The organism is Mucilaginibacter mali (assembly GCF_013283875.1).
GTDB classification, from domain to species: domain Bacteria; phylum Bacteroidota; class Bacteroidia; order Sphingobacteriales; family Sphingobacteriaceae; genus Mucilaginibacter; species Mucilaginibacter mali.
Window position 1 is genome coordinate 2,252,948 of the sequence record NZ_CP054139.1, and the last position, 21,034, is coordinate 2,273,981.

The 21,034-nt window shown below is 45.0% G+C and carries 19 protein-coding genes, 1 pseudogene and 1 riboswitch; of the genes and pseudogenes, 10 read left to right on the top strand and 10 right to left on the bottom strand.

Annotated elements, in window-relative coordinates; genetic code table 11:
• Positions 1–14 precede the first annotated feature (14 nt).
• Positions 15–364, top strand: a pseudogene (locus tag HQ865_RS09480) (four helix bundle protein).
• A 54-nt stretch (positions 365–418) separates the two neighbouring features.
• Positions 419–1,813, top strand: a complete 1,395-nt coding sequence (locus HQ865_RS09485) for an MBL fold metallo-hydrolase (protein ID WP_173414667.1) — start codon at positions 419–421, stop codon at positions 1,811–1,813.
• A gap of 182 nt (positions 1,814–1,995) precedes the next feature.
• Here the strand turns inward: HQ865_RS09485 and HQ865_RS09490 are convergent, their stop codons facing one another.
• The 3 genes from HQ865_RS09490 to HQ865_RS09500 form a co-directional block, all read right to left on the bottom strand.
• A complete protein-coding gene (locus HQ865_RS09490; RefSeq protein ID WP_173414668.1) occupies positions 1,996–2,685 on the bottom strand; it encodes an SIR2 family NAD-dependent protein deacylase in 690 nt (229 codons plus the stop codon).
• 71 nt (positions 2,686–2,756) lie between these two features.
• On the bottom strand, positions 2,757–3,332 hold the full coding sequence (locus tag HQ865_RS09495; RefSeq protein WP_173414669.1) for a DUF6580 family putative transport protein: 576 nt from the start codon (positions 3,330–3,332) through the stop codon (positions 2,757–2,759).
• Between the two features lie 33 nt (positions 3,333–3,365).
• The gene (locus tag HQ865_RS09500) at positions 3,366–5,276 is read right to left on the bottom strand and encodes a TonB-dependent receptor plug domain-containing protein (RefSeq protein ID WP_173414670.1); all 1,911 of its coding nucleotides are present in this window, start codon (positions 5,274–5,276) and stop codon (positions 3,366–3,368) included.
• Positions 5,277–5,380: 104 nt separating this feature from the next.
• Positions 5,381–5,586: riboswitch (cobalamin riboswitch) on the bottom strand.
• A 127-nt stretch (positions 5,587–5,713) separates the two neighbouring features.
• Between HQ865_RS09500 and HQ865_RS09505 the strand changes: the two genes are divergently transcribed.
• Positions 5,714–6,424, top strand: coding sequence for an SRPBCC family protein (locus HQ865_RS09505; RefSeq protein WP_173414671.1), 711 nt, complete (start codon positions 5,714–5,716; stop codon positions 6,422–6,424).
• A gap of 8 nt (positions 6,425–6,432) precedes the next feature.
• Here the strand turns inward: HQ865_RS09505 and HQ865_RS09510 are convergent, their stop codons facing one another.
• The 3 genes from HQ865_RS09510 to HQ865_RS09520 all read right to left on the bottom strand — a co-directional run bounded on the left by HQ865_RS09510 (position 6,433) and on the right by HQ865_RS09520 (position 8,787).
• On the bottom strand, positions 6,433–7,728 hold the full coding sequence (locus tag HQ865_RS09510) for an alkaline phosphatase family protein (protein ID WP_173414672.1): 1,296 nt from the start codon (positions 7,726–7,728) through the stop codon (positions 6,433–6,435).
• Positions 7,729–7,785: 57 nt separating this feature from the next.
• Positions 7,786–8,199 (bottom strand): BLUF domain-containing protein, encoded by a 414-nt coding sequence (locus HQ865_RS09515; protein WP_173414673.1) that lies wholly within the window; start codon positions 8,197–8,199, stop codon positions 7,786–7,788.
• A 72-nt stretch (positions 8,200–8,271) separates the two neighbouring features.
• Positions 8,272–8,787 (bottom strand): GNAT family N-acetyltransferase, encoded by a 516-nt coding sequence (locus tag HQ865_RS09520; protein WP_173414674.1) that lies wholly within the window; start codon positions 8,785–8,787, stop codon positions 8,272–8,274.
• A gap of 164 nt (positions 8,788–8,951) precedes the next feature.
• Here HQ865_RS09520 and HQ865_RS09525 point away from each other — a divergent pair, with 164 nt between their 5' ends.
• The gene (locus tag HQ865_RS09525) at positions 8,952–10,622 is read left to right on the top strand and encodes an ArnT family glycosyltransferase (protein ID WP_173414675.1); all 1,671 of its coding nucleotides are present in this window, start codon (positions 8,952–8,954) and stop codon (positions 10,620–10,622) included.
• A gap of 8 nt (positions 10,623–10,630) precedes the next feature.
• Positions 10,631–11,239, top strand: coding sequence for an FMN-binding negative transcriptional regulator (locus tag HQ865_RS09530; protein ID WP_173414676.1), 609 nt, complete (start codon positions 10,631–10,633; stop codon positions 11,237–11,239).
• 1 nt (position 11,240) lies between these two features.
• On the opposite strand, the gene HQ865_RS09535 is transcribed toward HQ865_RS09530, so the two are convergent.
• Complete coding sequence (locus tag HQ865_RS09535; RefSeq protein WP_173414677.1) at positions 11,241–12,497, bottom strand: cation:proton antiporter; 1,257 nt, start codon at positions 12,495–12,497, stop codon at positions 11,241–11,243.
• Positions 12,498–12,526: 29 nt separating this feature from the next.
• On the bottom strand, positions 12,527–13,444 hold the full coding sequence (locus tag HQ865_RS09540; RefSeq protein ID WP_173414678.1) for an MBL fold metallo-hydrolase: 918 nt from the start codon (positions 13,442–13,444) through the stop codon (positions 12,527–12,529).
• A 176-nt stretch (positions 13,445–13,620) separates the two neighbouring features.
• Between HQ865_RS09540 and HQ865_RS09545 the strand changes: the two genes are divergently transcribed.
• Both HQ865_RS09545 and HQ865_RS09550 read left to right on the top strand, forming a co-directional pair.
• Complete coding sequence (locus tag HQ865_RS09545) at positions 13,621–13,860, top strand: hypothetical protein (RefSeq protein ID WP_173414679.1); 240 nt, start codon at positions 13,621–13,623, stop codon at positions 13,858–13,860.
• A gap of 15 nt (positions 13,861–13,875) precedes the next feature.
• Complete coding sequence (locus HQ865_RS09550; RefSeq protein WP_173414680.1) at positions 13,876–14,826, top strand: aldo/keto reductase; 951 nt, start codon at positions 13,876–13,878, stop codon at positions 14,824–14,826.
• 249 nt (positions 14,827–15,075) lie between these two features.
• On the opposite strand, the gene HQ865_RS09555 is transcribed toward HQ865_RS09550, so the two are convergent.
• A complete protein-coding gene (locus HQ865_RS09555; RefSeq protein ID WP_173414681.1) occupies positions 15,076–15,918 on the bottom strand; it encodes a hypothetical protein in 843 nt (280 codons plus the stop codon).
• Between the two features lie 249 nt (positions 15,919–16,167).
• Here HQ865_RS09555 and HQ865_RS09560 point away from each other — a divergent pair, with 249 nt between their 5' ends.
• From HQ865_RS09560 to HQ865_RS09570, 3 genes are all read left to right on the top strand, one after another.
• Entirely contained in the window at positions 16,168–18,114 is a 1,947-nt protein-coding gene (locus tag HQ865_RS09560) for a heparinase II/III domain-containing protein (protein ID WP_173414682.1), read from the top strand.
• 74 nt (positions 18,115–18,188) lie between these two features.
• Positions 18,189–19,481, top strand: a complete 1,293-nt coding sequence (locus HQ865_RS09565; protein ID WP_173414683.1) for a PQQ-dependent sugar dehydrogenase — start codon at positions 18,189–18,191, stop codon at positions 19,479–19,481.
• Positions 19,481–19,921, top strand: a complete 441-nt coding sequence (locus tag HQ865_RS09570; protein ID WP_173414684.1) for a c-type cytochrome — start codon at positions 19,481–19,483, stop codon at positions 19,919–19,921. The genes HQ865_RS09565 and HQ865_RS09570 overlap by 1 nt, the downstream gene beginning before the upstream one ends.
• A 72-nt stretch (positions 19,922–19,993) precedes the next feature.
• On the opposite strand, the gene HQ865_RS09575 is transcribed toward HQ865_RS09570, so the two are convergent.
• Complete coding sequence (locus HQ865_RS09575) at positions 19,994–20,992, bottom strand: Hint domain-containing protein (RefSeq protein ID WP_173414685.1); 999 nt, start codon at positions 20,990–20,992, stop codon at positions 19,994–19,996.
• Positions 20,993–21,034: the final 42 nt, after the last annotated feature.

The window sequence follows — 21,034 nt, forward strand, 5'->3', positions numbered from 1 at the left end:
AAAACTATTTAACCATGCTTTTTCGTTTTGAAGATCTTCAAGTGTGGCAAAAAGCCATTGATTTAGACGACCATATCAATTTACTTACTAAATCATTCCCTAAAGATGAGTTGTTTGTTCTTGTATCTCAAATAAAAAGAGCGGCTGATTCAGTTGTTTTAAATATTGCAGAAGGGTCTACTGATCAAACGAAGGCAGTATTCAAAGTTTTTTAGGTTATTCATTAAGATCGGCAATAGAAGTGGTGAGTTGTTTATTCCTTGCCAAAAGGAGGAATTATATAAGCGAGGAACAGTTTAAAACACTTTATGAAGAATATGAAGTCTTAGTCAAAATGATAACGGCCCTCAAAAATTCTATTTAATCACTATGGATGGTTCTATACTATGAACCATGATCCATGAACTATGAACTAAGAATGAAACTAACTATTCATGGCGCCGCACAGCAAGTTACAGGAAGTATGCACTTGCTGCAGGTGGGCCAATATAAAATACTGATTGATTGCGGGTTGGATTACGATAAGGATCGCAGCATGCAATCGAACGAGAATTTCCCGTTTAACCCCGCCGATATTGATGTGGTGATACTCACCCACGCCCATATCGACCACTCCGGCAACCTGCCTACACTGATACGCCTGGGTTATCAGGGCCAAATACTCTGCACCGCCCCCACTGCCGATCTGACCGAACTATTGCTGTTCGATTCGGTAAGTATTTTTATGAGCAAGCAGGAAAAAAGTCGCAAGCATAACCGCAAGAACAGGCATAGCAGTGGGGTGCAACCACTGTACCTGCACAAGCACGTGATGGATACGGTGGAGCAGTTTGTTACCATCGGCTTTAATAAACCGTTCCGTTTAAACGGCGATGTGGAGTTGACCTTTATCCCTGTCGGCCATCTTTTGGGCGCGGCGGCAGCGGTCTTGAAGATCAACGATAACGGCGAAGAGAAAACAATTGCCTTTACCGGAGATATCGGACGTAAGGGCTATCCAGTACTAAACGATCCGTCCCCGCTCCCACCGGTTGACTATTTGGTTACCGAATCGACCTATGGTGGCCGCATGCACACCAAAGACAAAACGGTTGAGCAGGTGCTGATAGAAACCATCGAAAAAGCCTGTATCCAGGAACGCGGCCGGATGATTATCCCGGCGTTTAGTATCGGGCGCACACAATCGCTAGTGTTTTCACTAAATAAGATATTTAGCCAGGGCTTGTTACCCGCTGTGCCGGTGTTTGTAGATAGTCCGCTGGCGCTTAGATCGACCACGGTTTACCGGAAGCACCACCACTTGGTTAATGACGAGGCTAAGGATTTCTACAATCAGCAAGGCGACGAGTTTGAGTTTGATAACCTCACCTATATTGAAAGCCTGCAGGAAAGCAAACAGGTAAGCAACTACTTCGAACCCTGCATCATCATCTCATCGGCAGGTATGCTGGAGGGTGGCCGTATACAGGATCACCTGTTTCATAATATCCAGAATTATTACTGCACCATCCTGTTCATCGGCTATTGCGCTAAAGGTACTTTAGGGCACCGCTTGCTGCGTGGCGACCCGATCGTTCGCATTAAAGACCGCGAACTGTCTGTTTATGCCACTATAAAACAAACAGACGTACTAAGCGCGCACGGCGATCATGAGGACCTGATGAATAACGTTAAGAGTCAGAGCAATAATAAGATCAAGAACGTTTTCCTGGTACATGGCGAGCTTGCCAGTATGGAAGCCATGGCTGCTGCTTTAGAAACGGATGGCTATCCTGTGGTTATTCCTGAAAAGGGTGTGGCTTATGAGTTGTAGCTTTTAACAAGCTCAGCTCAAATTTCCAATTTATAATTCATTGCCGTTGGCTTCAGCCAACGGTATAATTGCCAAAGTATGTGGCTTTAGCCAAACTATTGACAAAGTTTCGGCTAAAGCCACTCTGCTGTTTGATTAATCCGTTGGCTGAAGCCAACGGCAATGAATGAGCCCCTTAGATTTTAATGCTCATTTAATAGTTCTGCTACCAACTCCGATACACCTACTGACGCTTTTTTCTCGATCTTGGTAAACACCCGCCGGCCCTGTATTTCGGGAATCACCGGGTCAACAATATACTTAGGTACTTCGGGCCGAACATAGTTAACCAACCCCGCAGCCGGATATACGGCCAGCGATGAACCGACAAGTATAAACAATTCAGCCCGCATGCAGATCTCGGCCGCCTTGCTGATCATCGGTACATCCTCGCCAAACCATACTACGTGCGCACGGAGTTGTGAGCCTAATTCGCACAGGTCGCCCATTTTTATTTCCCAGCCATCCAGTGGGTAGGTTAAATTGGGGCTGATGCTGCTTTGCGAACGGGTGATGATACCGTGCAGGTGCAGCACATTGGCGGAGCCAGCCCGCTCGTGCAGGTCATCTATATTTTGGGTGATGATGGTTACCTCGTATTGCTTTTCCAACTCAGCTAAGGCAAAGTGGGCGGCATTAGGCTTGGCCTCCAATACCGATTTACGGCGTTCGTTATAAAAATCCTGCACCAAAGCCGGATTACGCGCCCAAGCCTGCGGGGTGGCTACATCTTCAATGTTGTATCCTTCCCAAAGTCCGTCGCTATCCCTGAATGTTTTTAAGCCGCTTTCGGCGCTGATGCCGGCACCGGTTAATACTACAATCTTTTTCATACTAACAATATTGCATAAAAAAGGCGATGGATAAATCCACCGCCCTTAATATTTGGATTTAAAATTTTCTGTTATAAAGCTAATTCGGTGTTGCTGCGTAAAATGGTGTACTTGCTTTTTGCCAGTTCAAAACCGCCGAACAAAAGCGCGCCATAGATCGCATCGCCTAATACCATATTCTTTTCAAACGGAATAGCAGCCACCAGCGATTGCATGTAACCGCCAATAGTATGCGGGTAAAGCGTACCATATAACCATGGCAGATCCATGATCAGCCAGTGTATCAATACCGATGCTACCGAGGCTAAAAATACGTTCAAGGCGTTTACCTTTTTTATCATCGTACCAATAAATACCATCAGCGCGAAGCACAGGTACATATAAATTGAACCGCCGTACCACAGTACCAGTTTTCCGGTGTACAGATAATTAATGGCAATATCGCTCAAAAACAAGGTTAGTAATGGCACCAGGTAGGCTTTCCACTTATCGTTAAAATAAGCGCCACCAAACAGGGCTACTGCCCCTACAGGTGTAAAATTGCTCAGAAACTGAAACTTGTAGCTTACCAAACGCATGGCCACGGCAAATACAATCATTAATATCAATACCGTGTTGCGTGTGTTTATTTTTTGCTGAGATGACATACTAATTGGTTATTGAGCAAAACTATCAATTTTTTAACGAATATTGAAACTCAAACCCGCATTAAAGTTTGTACCTAAAGCGGTGTAGCCATACAATTCCGCGTATTTGGCATTCAGGATATTCTTTACATCGGCAAATACCTTTAACTTTTTACCAACCAGGTTATACTCGGCATAGCCATCTAACAGGCCGTAACCCTTTAGGCTTTGTAGCTCGGTGGCGAAAGTAGCCGAATTATAGAACGAATCATACCGCTGACTATAGTGGCGATAGTTAAGACTGGCGTAAAACTTAGATGATACCTGCGCACCTGCGAACAAACCAAAAGTATGTCCAGGGCGGCGATACAGGTAATCCAACTCTGATGCTGCGCCGGCGGCGTTCTTGCTGATCGCTTTGCCTTCAAAGTAATTGTAATAGCCTTTCAGGGTAAAAATGCCCACCGTTGCCGAGGGCTCAACTTCGATACCTTTCACGTCCTGCTTATCCTGGTTAATATAACCCTGCGGGTACAGGTAAACAATGGCGTTAGTTACTTTACGCTGGTAAACATCAACCCTTAAATTAAATTGTTTTACAGGCGATGTACTGAACCCGGCTTCGTACTCACGCGATTTTTCGGGTTGCAGGGCCGGATTAGGGCCAAATTGCCCGTATAAAGCGCTAAGGTCTGGCGCTTTGAATGAAGTTGACGCAGTCCAGAATATCTTTAGTTTATCATCTTGAATGATGTTGAACGATGGTGTAAATGAAGATGTCCAGTTATCGCCAAATTTGGTATGATGGCTATACCTTCCGCCGGCTTCTAAATTAAAAAACGAACCGATATCGTTTAAAAACACCGAAGCATAAGCGCCCAGCAAATTAGCCGATGAATCTACCCTGGCGGTTCCGCCGGCATTAATGCGCGAATTACGGTTATCTATACCACCCAATATCTTAATATGATCGGTAATTTGATGATTATAATATAATTCGGCAAAGTTTAAGCGGCCGGTATACGGGCTTGCGCCATACTGTGGCGATACATAACTACGGTCGGTATTCTCGTAACTATAGTTAAAATTAAACAAGCCCTTCCCTGTATTATAAGTGGCATTAGTACCCAAATTTAAGTGCTTGCTGGTAAAATAGCTGCCACCATCGGCATAGCCGCCGTCATCATAATTATATTTGCCTTGTAAAAAGCGTACAAACGGGTTGATCTTAAACTTATCAGTAATTTTAATGCCAAACTGCGCGTTTACCGCGTCCTGGCTGTATCCATCCTTATCGTAAAAGCTGGTTGCTGTGGCAGGCTGGGCAGCTTCCGATACACCATCGCTGCGCTCGTGGCTGTAATTGATATTATAGCTTAGATTTTTTACCTGCGCTGTTAACCCGATATTACCTTTAACGGTACCATAGCTTCCGGCGCTGGCCACACCATTAACACCCGGTGTTGGCGTACCATCTTTCTTTGTAATGATATTGATCACCCCGGCCACAGCGTCAGATCCGTAAAGGGTAGATTGCCCGCCCCTGAGGATCTCTATATGATCGATCTGATCGACTGATAACAAGCGCAGATCAAAAGCGCCGCCCACATTTGACGGGTCGAATATCAGCACACCATCCAGTAAAATAAGCGTATGCTTGTTATCGGCGCCGCGCATGTAAACACTTTTGTTAAGGCCGGGATTAGCGTTCGCTCCATTAATAACAATGCCAGCCTGTTCGCTTAATAATTGCGCAACCGACTTGCCCGAACTACGTTCCAGTTCCTGCCGCGTGATCACCGTAGTCACCTTACCTGTTTGCGATTGTTTTTGATTAGCCTTTGTAGCGGTGATCACTACATCCTGTAGTACACGTGCAGTGTCCTGCGCGCGCGCTGCTGTACTCAACAGCGCCAGTTGTGCAAGCCCCAGGCCTGCAACAACGTAAACACAATTTTTTTTCATGTTGTTGTGAGTTTTAACCCACAGCATACAGAAAATGAAAGATCCGAATGGGAAATACACAAAATAGCGGTATTCTCATCCAAGCTTCAATCCCCGAAAGCTATGAATAATATGCGCTATGGGCAGGTCTTCTGGCTCACTCTCCTTTGTCCGGTCTTCCCATCCCGATAAGTATCGGGGCAGTGACCATTTAGAATGGACATTGGTTATCAGAGTTTACAGCTGCGGGACAGCTCCGGACTTACACCGGATTCCCTTTTAATTGCAAAACATTATGCATGCATTGCAAACCTAAAGCGGTGCAAATGTAAAAAACAGATCAATAATAACAAGTTCGGTAACAGGATAATTATCTATATGCTGGTCGATTTTCTTTCTGATTAAATATTTATCAGCAACCAAAACCTTTTGTATGCTACCCGGGTTTTATTAATATCATGGCAACACTAACAGCTTCAATAAGCGGCCATTCGATGGCCGATACCGCACATATTAATTTAAAATGGCCCGAGCGCTATGTATCTGTAATTGCAGGCGTAAAGATGGGCTTTTCGGGTTTGGTGCATATTTTCAGCAGCCCGGTAACCAGTTTATTTAAATTGGGTACAAGCGGATATTTATTAAGCCGTGGCTTAACCGGCCACTGCGAACTGTACGAGAAAGTTGGCAAAACCTCTACCGAACCTGTAAGCATAGCCATCCGCACATCGGTAACGATTGATAAACCGCGTGAAGAACTATATACTTTTTGGCGCCGGCTGGAGAACTTGCCCTTGTTTATGAACCATTTAAAAAGTGTGGAAATGCTGGACAATGGCAGCTCCCGCTGGTCGTTAAAGCTACCGGTAGATATAGCCGCGCTTAGTTGGGACGCGGAGATCACACACGATGAGCCTGGCGAACTGATCGCGTGGTCATCAGTACCGGGTGCAAATTTGCAAACAACAGGTAAAGTACGTTTTATAGATACGCCTGAACCCGGGGTTACGCTTATACACGTAGTAATTATGTATCACCCACCCGCCGGATTGATCGGCGCTACCCTTGCCCATCTGATCAACCCGATGTTTAAGAAAATGGTGGAAGATGATATTCAGAACTTTAAGCGCTATATGGATCTGAGCAACAGCCTGCCCATAGCCAGTTAAGGGCTACGCTAAAATTTATTTTGATAGGGAATAACGATCTTATCGGCAATAGTTGAATTTCCGTCGATCTTTTCGGTGATCTTTAGGCGCAGCACCTTGGCGATAATAGCATATACATCCACATTATTAAATGTTGGAATTTGTACGCCTTTTTTAAAATCCGGCCCCCAGGCGTAAAATGTGGCCTGCATATCCTTTATGTCATGCGGTTCGTACCCATGCGCGCCAGGTTCTACGTAAGCGCTGTTCAATATAAAAATATGCGGATAGTTGGCCAATAGCACAATATCACCTATATGCCCCGCCCTGTCATCTTTTTTTCCATAATGCAAGGAATCGGGCACATTGTTTTTTAAAAATACTTTATAGTTATCCCCGGCATTTTTTAGTAATTGCTGATAAGCCTGCATAACCGCATTTTCGTGTCCCTTTTTAGCATATACGTTTACCAACAAACCCTCGCCCGATGTAATAATAAAATTGGCGGTATCAAGCGCTGCAGGCGTCGGCAACGGATTGTCGGTAGGTATTTTAACCATTCCGTGATCTGAAAGGAAAATGAAATTAACATCCAGCCCGGTTTTAGCCACTGTTTTGGTCAATTCATATACAACAGAATCAATATATTTTATGACTTTAATGGTTTCCGGCGCGTCAGGCCCTTTTTTATGGCTGATCTGGTCAACCTCGGGCAAATAAAAGGTAATCAGGTGCGGACGTTTCTCAGGCGACAGCATTAGCCAGTTATGTACATCCTGTATGCGGTTATGGATAGAAATATCCTTGTTAAAATGATAATAATAGGTTGGCTGTACGCCCTTTATTGTCGCCTCCGATCCTACCCAGTAAAAGCAGGCGCTCAACATTCTCTGCTGTTCGGCCAGTGTCCATATCGGGGTACCGTTATACCAGTTCACCCCGGTATTGGTACTATTTTTCGAGTAATATAACTGATGTTCAGCATTATAAAACCGGTTGCTGATGATGCCATGATGAGACGGGTACAAACCAGTAACCAGCGTATAGTGATTAGGAAAGGTAATAGATGGGAACGAGGGCATCAGCGAGGCGGCCCTAACGCCGCTGTTGGCCAGGGCTAATAAATGTTCGGTATGATACTTTTCGGCATAATCATACCTGAAGCCATCAGCTGATACCAGAATAATATAAGGTTTTTGCTGCTGTAGACGGCTGTTTGCCCTATTTGCGGCAACCTGCTGTGTAGTGTCAGTTTGTGCTATTGCAGTAAAACTAAGCAGGCACAAAAACGCAGCTGCGAACAAATTTTTAAAACAATCAGTCATCGTTTTAAAAATACGGTATTACTATTAAAAAAACAGTTAAATGATAATGCGTGGTAACTAATAATACATATTGTTATCGGCAAATGTTTTGATCATGGCTACACCCGGGTGATTGTCATTATTGGTAATTATATGTTTTTGCGGGTTAAAATATCCTTCTAAAGCCCCCATATCGTTTATGTTAATGATCTTAAACCCCATCGTCCAATCGGGGAAACTTCGTTTATCTGTTGATGTATGGATTAGTTTAATGATATTTTTATGACGGCTATCCCGTACGATCAGGTCATAAACTATATTAACCGATTCTGGCTCCCCCTCCAATAACTGGATGAATGTGCCCTCGCTATAAAGTAAAACACCGGTGATATGATGTTGCTTATTATTACGGCGGCTAACGTGCAAAATGTCTGTTAGCTCCTTAGTGTCAAGCAGTTTTTTTGCCGTACTAATGTAAATAAGGTACTCCATTGGGTATGATCAATTAGTGCCGATAATTACGGTCTTTATTTTCTATCAGATCTGTAAATAATATTGGAACTATCATTTATTTACTATTTTTTCCATTGTGATCAGCTCAATAGGCTCATGAGGTATCCCAAATTTCTCTTCAGCATGAAAAGGTTGTACTTCGCCGGTAGCCTTAAACCCGCGGCGTATATACCAATCTATCAGTTCGGTACGGGTAGATATAACGGTGATGCTGATAGCCGGCAGGCTCAATTCTGATGCCAGGACTGCGGCTTCCTGTAATAACAGGCGGCCAATACCAGCGGCCTGCATCTCAGGCCAAACAGAAAGCATGCCTAAATACAATTTATCGCCTTTATCTTCCAGGTAAACACAGCCCTTTATTGAGCCCTCATCGTTGGTGTATTTTAAAATAGTGATGGCGGGGTTGGCAAGATACCCCACGATGGTTTCTTCATCAATACGGTTACCAGCCAGCAGGTTAGCTTCTGTAGTCCACCCTTTTTTTGAACTATCGCCCCTGTAGGCCGAATTAACTAATATATTCAATTCCCCGACATCGGTAATGGTAGATTTTGTAATAGACATATAATATTGCTGGCCATCAAACCTAATATATTTAAAGTTCAATTGAAATAGCCGGAGTCTTAATTTGTCTTGATCAAATCAATCATAATGAATAACGGGGGCATGCACTTTTTTATTTAGTAATATTGCAACCGATAAAACCCATAACCATCTGGTAATTTTATATGTTGGCATTAAATACAAATTTTAAATATCCCAGTGGCTTTTTATTATTGCTGGCATTGGCTGTTTTTATAAATCTATGCACTATAAATACAGCCTTTTTTACAGATGATCCCGGCCTGTACGCTTCCATCGCCAAACAACTGATCTACAAGCGCAACTTTTTCCAACTGTTCAGCTACGGTCGCGATTGGTTGGATAAGCCCCACCTCCCCTTTTGGTTCATCATGTTTAGTTTTAAGCTATTCGGCATCCATACCTGGACTTATAAACTGCCCGCCCTTATTTGCTTTTTACTGAGCCTGCTTTACACCTGGCTGTTCACTAAAAAACACTATGGCGAGTTAACAGCTATGATGGCGGTGCTGATCGTCAGCACATCGCTGCATATCATCATGTCAAACACCGATGTGCGTGCCGAGCCTTACCTGATGGCCTTTATTATCGGGGCGATCTATCATATCAGTAACCTTGAACAGCGCTTTAGCATTGGTCAGTTTGTTTTAGCGGCACTGCTAACCGCTTTTGCCATCATGACCAAAGGCATCTTCGTTGTTGTGCCAATTTATGGCGCTTTGGGCGGGCAACTAATCCTGCAAAAGAAGTATAAGGAGATCTTCCGTATCAAATGGATAGCATTGGTATTGCTTACTATCATTTTCATTATACCTGAGCTATACGCTCTTTACATCCAGTTCGATGTCCATCCGGAGAAAACGGTGTTTGGCAGGCATGGCGTATCGGGTTTAAAATGGTTTTTGTGGGACAGCCAGTTTGGGCGATTTGCCAATAATGGCCCCATTACCCGCCCTAAAGGCGATGTGTTTTTCTTCATCCACACCTTGTTGTGGGCATTCGCGCCATGGTGCTTGCTGTTTTATTACGCAGCTTTCCGTTCAGTCAGGAAGATAGTTAAAGGAATCGGTCAGCCTGAATATTATGCTTTAAGCGGTGGGCTTATTTTGCTGATACTGTTTTCGATATCCAGTTTTCAATTACCGTTTTATACCAATATCATCTTCCCGCTGTTTGCTATTCCAACGGCTAATTTCTGTTGTGAAGTAGTAAACAATAAGGCCGAAGGTAAATTCCGGTCGATAGCGCAGTGGGTTTATATGGCAGCATTTCTGTTGGTGATTTTGGTACTGCATTACTTTTTGGAGCCGGCTGCCAATTATTTTTTGGTGATAGGTTTACTGTGTTTAGCTGCCGCATATTATATCATTTTTAAAAGTAAGGCTCAAACGCATATCCGTTTGTTTATGTTGACTTGTGCGACGATGCTATTTGTTGGATTTTATGTTAACACCACTTTATACCCGGTAATAGTTGGCTTTAAAGGCCCGATAAAAGCTGCCGAAGCCGTTAACACAATTATCCCGAGTGAAAGCCCGGTATATTCTCTGCGCGATCAGAATAATATCTTCCAGTTTTATTGCGACAGGCCGGTAAAGCTGGTCGCTCTTGATCAATTGGCATCCACCCAAACAGAAAAAGGCGCGGTTTTCTACGTTGATAAGGATGCCCTTACCTATCTTATACAAAACCATGTTGCATTTAATATTATATGGTACGGAATCGATTATCCACAAGAAAATATTTTGCCCGCGTTTATTAATAGCGACACCCGCGGCGAAACGCTGCAATCGGTTTATTTAATAAAAAGGAAGTAACTCACACCATGTATATCCCCAAACATTTTCAGCTTGATGACCGGCAGGAAGCCGTTGCCTTTATGCAACGGTATAGTTTTGCTACGCTGATTACAGCTAATAATAATTACCCCCAGGCTACTCATATGCCTTTCCTGGTCAAGCAACAGGATGATGAATTGATCCTGTCATCGCACTTTGCAAGGGCTAACGCGCAGGCTGCAGATATTGAAAAAGCAACAGCGCTGGTGATCTTCACCGAGCCGCATGCTTATATTTCGCCCGTTAATTACGAAAAAGAGCAAAATGTACCCACCTGGAATTATATTGCCATACACGCCTATGGTCAAGCCAAAATTGTGCACGATACAGACAAACAGTTGCAAGTATTAGATAAAATGGTAGCCTTTTATGATATTGCGTATGCAAGACAATGGGAAAAGTTGCCTATGGATTATAAACTAAAAATGATAAAAGGCATTATAGCGTTCGATATTGTTGTTACCGATCTGCAGGCTAAAAAGAAGCTTAGCCAAAACCGCACAGAGACCGAGCGGAATAATATCATTAAATCCCTAAGTGATAGCCCGCACAATACCGAAAAAGAAATAGCGGAGTACATGAAAACGGCAAGGTAAGTTATTTCGCGTCAGCATGATCGGCCTTGTAAATCGAATTAATTACACGGTTTAGTGTTAAACCCTGTACAATAATAGAAAATATCACTACGAAATAACTGCCGGCCAGTATTAGTTCGCGGTATTTGGTATGGGGTAAGGATAGCGCTAAGGCTATAGATATCCCGCCCCGCAGGCCGGCCCAGGTCAGGATCTTCACATTGCTGTGATTTACATTGAGCGACCGTTTTAAAAAGATGAGCGGTAAGGCAATGCTTGCCCAACGCGCGGCCAGTATCAGCAAAATAGCCAGGCTGCCGGTCATCCAATAATTGTTCAGGAATGGAAAATTCACCATTTGCAAACCTATCATCACAAACAAAATGGTGTTTAGCAACTCATCAACCAATTGCCAGAAGCGCTCCAGCGCCTGGTGCGAATGCTCCTGATCATCTAAATTAATAGACCGGTTCCCGGCAAACAAGCCTGCCGAAACGACTGCCAGCGGGATAGACAAATGGAAATAAGTGGCTACCAGCGAAATACTCATTACCAGGGATAAGGATACGAGAACTATCGTCTGAAAATCTTTTATCGATCGCATCAACCTAAACGCCAGAAAGCCGAATAAAAGCCCCAGCGCTATACCGCCAAATACCTCGCGTACAAAAAGTACCACGGCATTGCCAAAATCAATATCATTAATGCCCGATTCGGTAATCTCCAGCAGCGTTATAAAAAGCACCAGGCCCACCCCATCATTAAACAGGGATTCACCGGAAATAATGGTTTCCAAGTGGGCCGGTAAGCGTGAATTTTTTATGATAGCCCCAACCGCCACCGGGTCTGTGGGTGATACCAGCGCGCCAAACAAAAGGCAGTAAACCAGTGGTACGTAGATATGAAATATAGGCGCGATAAAATAAAACAGCGCCCCGAAGATGACGGTAGATATCACCACGCCTAAAGTGCTGAGCAGTAAAACCGGGCGCATTTCCCGTTTTAGCTTTTTAACATTAAGGTTAAAGGATCCGGCAAACAACAGGAAACCCAGCATAATGTTTAAAACCGTGCGCGAGAAATCGATATTTTTTGCCAGCACGGTAAGGTATTTTGCCGCGGCAGGGTTAAGGCTATCGATAATAAGAACAACGATAGACACCCCGATAGCAAGCGAGATAATGCCGATAGTACCCGGCAACCTGATAAACCGGGCATTAATGTACGAGTAGGCCGCGCTTGTAATAACCAGTAAAGCAATAATGAAAAACAGATCCATCGGCCATGATTTTAGTTTACACTAACACCTTAAGCCCTGATTTGTTTAGTTATCATAAAACCTGCCAACATGCCCAGCAATATAGTTGCTGCCTTAAACTTTGTGCTTACCGTAAATGGGGGGATGTACTTAGTGCCTGTTTCGTCGGCCACCGCGGGTTTATCAACGTATCGGCCACTTGAAGGCACTGCTATTGCGTTAAAATTGGCGCTCAATTGTTTTAGTGCTTCGGTCGCTTCCCTGCCGCGCAATACCGGGCCATGGCCGGCAGCTATAATACGTGGTTCTAATTGCGCCAATATGCCGACTGATTGCTCTGCCGACGCCCAATCGGGTGTCATATACATTGGCGGGCCTGATAATTTCTTCACATCGCCCAATAAGCCAATGGCCGACTCTGCATGGGTGGTAGCTACAGCATCGCCCGCTATAAGGGTGGTATTAAGTGGAAAAAACAACGAAATATGCCCCGGCGAATGTCCCGGGGTAAAAACCACCCTCCATTCAGGCAGTTCATCAAGGCCGCCGGCCATATTTACCGGTTTAATATGACCGCTTAAATCAACCGGCGAGCGGCTGAAAAATACGGAAAGCAAGCTCATCAACCCATGTCCTACGCTTGGATCAGCAGGCGGATACGCCGACTGGCCAGTCAAATACGGTATTTCAAATTCATGCGCATAAACCGGTACATCCCAGTGTTTTAATAATTCAGGTACCGAACCTGAATGATCGGCATGGCCGTGTGTCAGTATAATGGCGTTGGGTTGCGTCCCCTTGCCAAAGAGATTTTCGGCCATTTTAATGATCTTATCGCCCGAACCGGCCGGCCCTGCATCAACCAACACCCAGCCCTTTGCAAAATCCCTGCGATTGGCGATCATATATACATTTACGTAAAATAATTTCATGCCCCACACTCCCTGGGCCACCTGGAAGTATTTCATAATCCTACTCCTGTTTTAACTTATTGTAAATGAACACGCTTGCAATAGTATGGTTTTAACATTATCCCAACACAGGCTTAATAAATACTAACAATATCAGCGTAATTAACATTGCCATTACAAACCGGCCTAAACACAATCCTATTTGCGCTGTTACAACTGAATATAAATAAACTATGAAAGCACCAATTGATGTAACCCTTACCGGATCTGACGGGCCTATTGAGGGCCTTGCCAGGGTTATTGGCCATGACGGCTATAAGAGCGCCTACGAATTTTTATCAACCGATGAAACCCTGCACCTGATCATAGCGCAGGATGCTACCGGCGGGTGGCACCGCGTGGGTGGAAGCGACCCCTATTTTTCTGGCTGGGTGAATGAACTGGCCGAACAGGTTTCAGGTGTAGACCGATAGCCTTATATTTATTGCATGGAAAAACGCGAATTAGGAAAAACCGGGATAGCTGTTAGTCCGCTAATGTTTGGCGGCAATGTATTTGGCTGGACGATAGACGAAGCCACCTCCTTTAAACTGCTGGATGCCTTTACCGACGCCGGCCTTAACTTTGTAGATACCGCCGATGTATACTCGCGCTGGGTGCAGGGAAATAAGGGTGGCGAATCGGAAACCATTATTGGTAACTGGTTTAAGCGATCGGGCAAGCGTGATAAAATTGTATTGGCCACTAAGGTTGGCAAGGATATGGGCGATGGCAAAAAGGGGCTTGCAGCCGGGTATATCAAACAAGCGATCGAAGATTCCTTAAAACGCTTGCAAACTGATTATATCGACCTGTACCAATCGCACGATGACGACCTGAACACACCTTTCGAGGAAACACTTGAGGCATACAGCCAATTGATAAAAGAGGGAAAGGTTAGAGTGATCGGCGCGTCGAACTACAAAACAAACCGTTTAGCTCAAGCTTTACAGGTAAGTGCCGAAAAAAACCTCGCATCTTATCAAACCCTGCAACCTGAATATAACCTATACGCACGACAGGATTATGAAACGAACCTTGAACCGCTTTGCCTTGAACGTGGCTTAGGCGTTGTGCCATTCTACTCGCTGGCCAGCGGGTTTCTGACAGGCAAATACCGCTCTGAAGCAGATTTTAACAAAAGCAAACGCGGCGGCGGCATGACCAAATACCTAAACGACCGCGGCCTGAGGATATTGGACAGTTTAGATAAAATAGCCGACCAATACCAAACATCACAAGCCAGCGTGGCTTTGGCCTGGTTAATGTCGCGCCCGTCCATCACTGCCCCTATTGTCAGCGCGACGAGTATCGGCCAGTTAAAGGACCTGATTGATGCCACTGAGCTGAATTTGAGTGAGGAGGGGGTTAGGGTGTTGGATGAGGCGAGTGCGTATTGAGTAGACTCACCCGGTCGTTGCTTCGCTCGCCCCCCCCTCTCTGCTTCGCAAAGAGGATATAATTATCGGTAGCGATGGATTTGAAACCCATCGTTACATGAACACGACAACTCCTGCCCTCTTTTTGCGCAGCGAAGAGAGGGCCGACCAGCGAAGCGTGGTCGGGGTGAGTCTACAGGACGATACACAAAAAAGCCGCCCCGAATCCGGGGGCGGCTTTTATAATATATGTTGAGTTGGTAATATTAATTACGGACGTACTGGTCTTGCGGCAAACTCACGGCTGTCCTGTATCATGCCCATTTTGTTAGCGGCATAGTGCTGTTCAACACCGTTGTTACCGCCCCTGTCCTGGCCATGGTTAGTTGGCTGACCATTGTTGCCACCGTTTCCACGGCCAGCACCCTGTTCACCTCGTGAGGGTTGTTGGTTACCGCCCTGGTTTTGGCCTGGCTGACCATAGCCACCTTGATTGCGGCCGGGGTTTTGTTGGTTGTAGCCACCATTGTTTTGGCCTTGACCGTAACCGCCCTGGTTCCTGTCGGGTTGAGGCTGATTATAGTTGTTGTCGCGGCCGCCACGGTCGCGGTCATCGCGCCTGTCGTAGTCGTTACGGTTTGACTGGTTCCAGCCACGGTTGCCGTATTGTTCGCGGCCACGGTACGGATCACGGTCGTAACGGTCTCTGCCGGGATATGCCCTTGCGTAAAAGTCTGCACGGTTAACATATCCGCCAAACCGGCCACGGTAAACATCGTGGTGCATAAACGGACGGTTTGTGCGTATCTCAAACCGGCGGGCAGTCCTCCAGTCAAAGTTGTGGTACATGCCTGGCAGGTAAGCCGCGGCTATCCAGCGGTCGCCATCCTGGTAGTAGTAGCAATGTTCGGCAACGCTGTAATAAGCTTCTACTTCGGGGTAATAATAATAGTCATCGTATACAGGTTCGTTAACAACTACCGGCTCGGGAGCGGGAGTATAAACCGGGTGGCTGCCCAGGTTTAAATTAATACGGATACCTATTTGAGCATCAGCGGTCTTTACACCTAAACCACCTAAAACCATTGCTGAGATTATGATGAGCTTTTTCATTTTTTTAAGTTTTTGTTTCTTTAGTATAATAGACGGATATCACCACCCATGGTTTAATAATTATCGCAACAAATTCCGTTTCATTTAAATTTCATAAAACTATACTTTGTTTTAAGTTATTTTTAAGATATAAAATTCTACAAATATGAATATTTTCAATTTTTAAGCTGATAAAATATCGACAAATGCCATCCGGGCAGAATTAAATTTTTTTTATGATATTTATTGCCACTACATCTTTTATAACCAATGAAAATAAAAACCAGGCTATTGCTTACAGCTTTATGGCTGTTTTGCGTTGCATTTAGCTTAAAGGCGCAGGTAACCCAGCGTAACCTGCTGCAAAAATTCAGTATGCAGCAAGTTGGGCAATGGCTCATCCCGCAAAGTACATGGCAGCCATTCCCCAAAACAGCCGCCGAATGGCGCAGGCAACTGCCCGATACACTGATCAAAAAGATCATTAACAACGGTGAAGCAGCTTTGAAGAAACCTTTTAACGATATCCCTGCCACCGTAACGCTTGAATATGTGCGCACCGGCAACCGCAGCCATTACGAGGCGCTCTCTTTTGCTAAGCGCAACCAGTTATTTGACATGATAATGGCCGAGGCTGTTGAAGATAAGGGCCGCTTCACCGATCATATTGCCGATGGTATATGGTCGATATGCGAGGAAACATTTTGGGGGGCCACGGCCCATCTGAGCGCGCAAAAGGCAGGTTCAGGCTTGCCCGACGCGCAGGAGCCGATAGTCGAACTATTCTCGGCCGAAACCGCAGCCACTTTAGCCTGGGCAGATTATTTTGTTGGCCCAAAGCTGGAAAAGGTTTCAAAACTGATCCGCCCGCGCATTTATTACGAAGTGAACCGCAGGCTCCTCACCCCTATGCTTACCGCTAAGTATGGCTGGATGGGCGCCGGAAAGCCAGACGCTAAGCTAAATAACTGGGCGCCCTGGATCATGAGCAATTATATTACTGCCAACCTGCTGCTTGAAAAGGATGAAACTAAGCGCGCGCAGGCTATTGGAATAGCCATGAAAATTACCGATCAGTACATCAACGGGCTTGGCGACGACGCCGGTTGCGATGAAGGGCCCAGCTACTGGTTTGCGGCGGGAGGCGCTGTGTTTGATGTATTGAACCAACTGGCTGATGTAAGCAATAATAAACTGAGTATTTATGCCGATCCCTTTATCCAAAAAATGGCGGCTTATATTTATAAAACGCACATTGCCGGCAAATACTTTATCAACGTGGCCGATGCTCACCCCGAAATTTCGGCCGATGGTGTGATGATCTATCGCTTCGGCAAGGCCGTTAACGATCCGAAGATGACCGCATTCGGTAGTTGGGCCTTCAGCAATCTCCAACATAAGGCTGTGGCTATCGAGCAATTTCATCGTACACGAACCTTATATAATATGTTCGCACTAAATACGCTGTCAGGCAGTGATAATAAATACACCGATGTGCCTGATGCCTGGTTCAGCGATGTGCAGTTGATGGTATCACGTACTAACAATGGCCTGTTTGTAGCATCGCATGCGGGTAATAATGGCGAGAGCCATAACCACAATGATGTCGGCGATTTTATGATTTATGCTGATGGCTACCCGGTTATTATTGATGTGGGGTCGGGTACTTATACGGCGCGCACCTTTGGTAAGGAGCGATATGAATTGTGGTTTAACACCTCTCCTTTTCATAACCTGCCGGTAATTAATGGAAACGCGCAAAGTGCCGGTGTTAAATTCGCTGCAAGCAATGTAAAATACGACCTTGATAAATCGGTAGCCAAACTGACGATGGACATTAAGGATGCTTACCCCGCCACGGCCGCAATTAATAGCTGGCAGCGTGATGTAACTGTTAATAAATCGGGCAGGATCGAGATCACAGATAACTACAAAGCATCCGCACCAGTAAAAACATTAAACCAAAGTTTTATGACGGTATGCCCTACCGATATCAGCCAGGCGGGTAAATTGATATTCGGCTTACCGAACGGTCAAAAATTAACACTTGAGTATGACGCTACCGTATGGGATGTAAAGAAGGAAAAGATCGACCTGGTTACGCCTGAAGACCAGGGTTTAAAGTCAAGCTGGCATCAGCAGGATATTTACCGTATACTACTAACCGCCAAAGCTGTAGCAAATAACCGTATTGTAAAATATATTATACACAAATAAGTAAGTGTAATTTATACAACACAATTTCAACCGTTTAACGTATTATTGTAACGCGACCTTAGTAAAGATCTACCATGAAAAAGAAAACCCTGTTAGCATCGTTTTTACCGATGTTAATCACTGCCGCTATCTTAATAGTTGGCCCCAGTTTCCGAACGGCATTTTACAAAGCCGTTGATAGTAAGCAAGATAACACCGGCCTTAAACTGCCTGCGGGCTTCAGCGCAAATATTACTGCCGAAACCGGTGCGCGCACCAGGCATATTGTTGTAGCGCCCAATGGTATCATTTACCTTAAACTGGCCCGTCCTGATAAGGAAGGCAAAGCTATTTTAGTATATAAACAAGGCGCTGACGGTAAGGCTACCAAGGTATCGGGCTTTGCAAATTATGGTGGCACTGGTATCTACCTTAAAAATGGCTACTTGTATGCGTCATCTAATACCGAAGTTTTTCGTTATAAACTGAACGCTAATTACGAAGTGATCAACCCGAACGAACCTGAAAGGATCATCCGGGACTTGAAAATGGGCCGTCAGCATGAAACAAAATCTATTGTGCTGGATAACGACGGCAATGTTTACGTAAACATCGGTGCCTATTCAAACTCCTGCCAAAAGGAAGACCGTGCCAAAGGCTCGATGGGGATCCCCGGCTGCCCGATATTAGATTCGGCAGGTGGCATTTGGATGTTCAGAGCTGATAAACTGAACCAAACTTATAAAGATGGCGTGCGCTATACCACTGGTTTGCGTAACGTAGTGGGCCTCGACTGGAACCAGCAACTGAACCAGTTATTTGTAATGCAACATGGACGCGACCAGTTACACGATATCTTCCCGGACATGTATACCACCAAAGAATCGGCAGAACTGCCCGCCGAATGTATGTACGCGTTGAAAAAGGGCGACAATGCCGGCTGGCCATATATCTACTACGACCAGATACAGCACAAAAAAATCTTAGCGCCTGAATATGGCGGCGACAAGAAAAAGGAAGGCGATAAGTCTATTATCGATCCGGCAGTAGCATTTCCTGGACACCTTGCCCCTAACGGCTTGCTGTTCTATACCGGCAATCAATTTCCTGAACGATACAAGAACGGTGCTTTCATCGCGTTCCATGGCTCGTGGAACCGCGCACCGGAACCGCAGGCAGGTACCTTCGTAGTTTTCCAGCCATTTAAAAACGGCAAGCCATCAGGCGATTGGGAAATATTTGCCGATAATTTTTCGGGTAGTCCTGAAAAAACTGCCGCCGGTCGCCCCGATCATAAACCTTGCGGCCTGGCCCAGGGTGCAGATGGTTCGCTTTATGTAACCGACGACGTAAAAGGAACTGTATATCGTATATCTTATAAAAAATAATGAAGAAATTTTATTGCATCCTAACACTGTTGATTAGTTTTTCGTTTGCCAGTACTTATGCCCAGGCACATAAACCTGCCGCGAAAGCGCCTGCGGGTGGATTGAGCGCATCGGTGGCCGCAGGCAAAAAAGTTTATACCCTCTACTGCCTCACCTGCCACCAGGCCGATGGCGGCGGCGTACCCAACATGAACCCACCGCTTATAAAAACCAGCTATGTACTGGGCGATAAGAATAAGATCATTAAAATTGTACTGAAGGGCTTTAACGAGAACGTGGAAATAAACGGCGATACCTACACCAATGTAATGCCCCCACAAGCTACACTTACCGACCAGGAAATAGCCGATGTATTAACTTATGTTCGCAATAGCTTCGGAAATAAAGCTGCAGCTATAAAGTCTGCTGATGTTAAGAAGGTTCGCACAAGCCTGAAGTAAACGATATTATAATAAAACAAAGAGCCCATCCTTAAAATCAGGACGGGCTCTTTGTTTTATTAGGGCCGTTAATTACTTCTGCATCACCATCACACCATTCATCAGCAGGGTGCTGCCACCGTCGGCTACAATGTTATATACTTTTTGTACACCTCCGCCCTTTTCGCTTTTCTGCAGCACAGTGAATGCCTCATACTTTCCGGTCTGCTCATTAAGGCAAAGCACTTCTTGTCCCTCTGCAATCTGGCCAATTTTAATATTGCCGTCTTTGGTCATCATCGGGTGGTTGGGTGTAGCTTGTAAAACTTTACTGTTCAGGTTAACCAGCTGACCTTCTTTTGTGTCTTTCGTAATAACCGATACCAATACCAGGCGGGTTAATGCATAGTTTTTGGCATCGTGGGTAGTCAGTTCTTTCACTTTCACCACACTGGCCGCTTTGGTAGTTGGGTCGATAGAGATCACCTCATCCCCGGGCTTAATATTATTCAATAATTTCTTACTGCCGTTGGCCATGGTTACTTCCTCATCGCCGGGGAAGCAGATATCGTTGCCGTAGGTGGCGTTTTCCTCCTTCATGTCCTTGCCGCCGTTAAGTACCTTATATTGCTGAAAGGCCATTTCTTTTGAAAGTACGTAAGATAGTTTCAGGATAAAGTTGGCTTCCTCTTTGTTGATGTTGTCGATATCGTTAAAGTACTTATCCCAAACTTTGGCATCGGCGGTAAAATCAGGCACTACGGCTTTGTATAGCTTACCTTTCTCGTTGGTGTAAAATACCATCATGCCAATTTCCTGCATACCATCCTTGGCAATTAGTTTATATAGGTCGATACGCTTTTTTAACCCGTCGGTACCCGTAATGAAGTATGGTTTGCGGGCTTCGTACCGGTCGAGCACATAAGTGTTTTCAAACTTTACATAGGTATCCTTATCCAAATCGGCAATGGCGAAGGTTTGGGCCTTATTGTATTCGTCCATAGTAAGCGGACGGGGATTTGGCGCCTTGGTTTGTGCCTGCGATAAAGTAACAGCCGAAGCTAACAGTAATGTAGATAATAATTTACGCATAGGTTTTTGAGTAAAAACCACCGGCGTTTACACGCCGATGGT

Excerpts from the sequence above, each read along its gene's own strand:
- HQ865_RS09485 (WP_173414667.1), top strand. The coding sequence starts at position 419 with ATGAAACTAACTATTCATGGCGCCGCACAGCAAGTTACAGGAAGTATG.
- HQ865_RS09490 (WP_173414668.1), bottom strand. The coding sequence starts at position 2,685 with ATGAAAAAGATTGTAGTATTAACCGGTGCCGGCATCAGCGCCGAAAGC.
- HQ865_RS09495 (WP_173414669.1), bottom strand. The coding sequence starts at position 3,332 with ATGTCATCTCAGCAAAAAATAAACACACGCAACACGGTATTGATATTA.
- HQ865_RS09500 (WP_173414670.1), bottom strand. The coding sequence starts at position 5,276 with ATGAAAAAAAATTGTGTTTACGTTGTTGCAGGCCTGGGGCTTGCACAA.
- HQ865_RS09505 (WP_173414671.1), top strand. The coding sequence starts at position 5,714 with ATGGCAACACTAACAGCTTCAATAAGCGGCCATTCGATGGCCGATACC.
- HQ865_RS09510 (WP_173414672.1), bottom strand. The coding sequence starts at position 7,728 with ATGACTGATTGTTTTAAAAATTTGTTCGCAGCTGCGTTTTTGTGCCTG.
- HQ865_RS09515 (WP_173414673.1), bottom strand. The coding sequence starts at position 8,199 with ATGGAGTACCTTATTTACATTAGTACGGCAAAAAAACTGCTTGACACT.
- HQ865_RS09520 (WP_173414674.1), bottom strand. The coding sequence starts at position 8,787 with ATGTCTATTACAAAATCTACCATTACCGATGTCGGGGAATTGAATATA.
- HQ865_RS09525 (WP_173414675.1), top strand. The coding sequence starts at position 8,952 with ATGTTGGCATTAAATACAAATTTTAAATATCCCAGTGGCTTTTTATTA.
- HQ865_RS09530 (WP_173414676.1), top strand. The coding sequence starts at position 10,631 with ATGTATATCCCCAAACATTTTCAGCTTGATGACCGGCAGGAAGCCGTT.
- HQ865_RS09535 (WP_173414677.1), bottom strand. The coding sequence starts at position 12,497 with ATGGATCTGTTTTTCATTATTGCTTTACTGGTTATTACAAGCGCGGCC.
- HQ865_RS09540 (WP_173414678.1), bottom strand. The coding sequence starts at position 13,444 with ATGAAATACTTCCAGGTGGCCCAGGGAGTGTGGGGCATGAAATTATTT.
- HQ865_RS09545 (WP_173414679.1), top strand. The coding sequence starts at position 13,621 with ATGAAAGCACCAATTGATGTAACCCTTACCGGATCTGACGGGCCTATT.
- HQ865_RS09550 (WP_173414680.1), top strand. The coding sequence starts at position 13,876 with ATGGAAAAACGCGAATTAGGAAAAACCGGGATAGCTGTTAGTCCGCTA.
- HQ865_RS09555 (WP_173414681.1), bottom strand. The coding sequence starts at position 15,918 with ATGAAAAAGCTCATCATAATCTCAGCAATGGTTTTAGGTGGTTTAGGT.
- HQ865_RS09560 (WP_173414682.1), top strand. The coding sequence starts at position 16,168 with ATGAAAATAAAAACCAGGCTATTGCTTACAGCTTTATGGCTGTTTTGC.
- HQ865_RS09565 (WP_173414683.1), top strand. The coding sequence starts at position 18,189 with ATGAAAAAGAAAACCCTGTTAGCATCGTTTTTACCGATGTTAATCACT.
- HQ865_RS09570 (WP_173414684.1), top strand. The coding sequence starts at position 19,481 with ATGAAGAAATTTTATTGCATCCTAACACTGTTGATTAGTTTTTCGTTT.
- HQ865_RS09575 (WP_173414685.1), bottom strand. The coding sequence starts at position 20,992 with ATGCGTAAATTATTATCTACATTACTGTTAGCTTCGGCTGTTACTTTA.